At 26.9% G+C, this 501-nt stretch carries 1 protein-coding gene; it reads left to right on the top strand.

All coding sequences use genetic code 11. The features are described 5' to 3' along the window. Positions 1-205: 205 nt before the first annotated feature. Positions 206-501, top strand: a 296-nt coding sequence (locus Q3304_RS20900) for a recombinase family protein (RefSeq protein ID WP_407815498.1), incomplete at its 3' end; no start/stop codon positions are given.

The raw sequence follows: 501 nt of genomic DNA, 5'->3' as shown, positions 1-501 counted from the left end.
ATGATATATCTTATTTTTTTATTAGCTAGAATACATTGAGTACATACTTGTATGAAAAGGTGTACCTTTTCATACACTTAAATATTATATAAATTTATATCCAATAAGGTTCATAAAAACTATTTGGATATGTCTATAAAATATATAAACCTTTTTAGACTAATGTATTATGATTATTTATATATACAATATGGAGGATGAAGGAATGGGAGAAAGTAAAGTATATGGTTATGCACGTGTTTCAACACAAGAGCAAAGTTTTGATAGACAAATACAAGCTTTAGAAAAATATGGAGTAAATTCAAGGGATATAGTAATGGAAAAACAAAGTGGAAAAGATTTTAACAGACCATTGTATCAAAATCTTAAAGAAAATATGCTTAGAGCAGGAGATACTTTAGTAGTCAAAGAATTGGATAGACTTGGTAGAGATATGGAAATGATAAAATCAGAGTGGCAATATCTGATTGATAAAGGTGTAAATATTATCATACTGGATAC

The organism is Clostridioides sp. GD02377 (assembly GCF_045899875.1).
In the GTDB taxonomy this organism is placed as follows: Bacteria; Bacillota; Clostridia; order Peptostreptococcales; family Peptostreptococcaceae; genus Clostridioides; species Clostridioides difficile_A.
The sequence above is the reverse complement of the archived record's forward strand: the minus strand, read 5'-3'. Positions and strand labels throughout refer to the sequence as shown.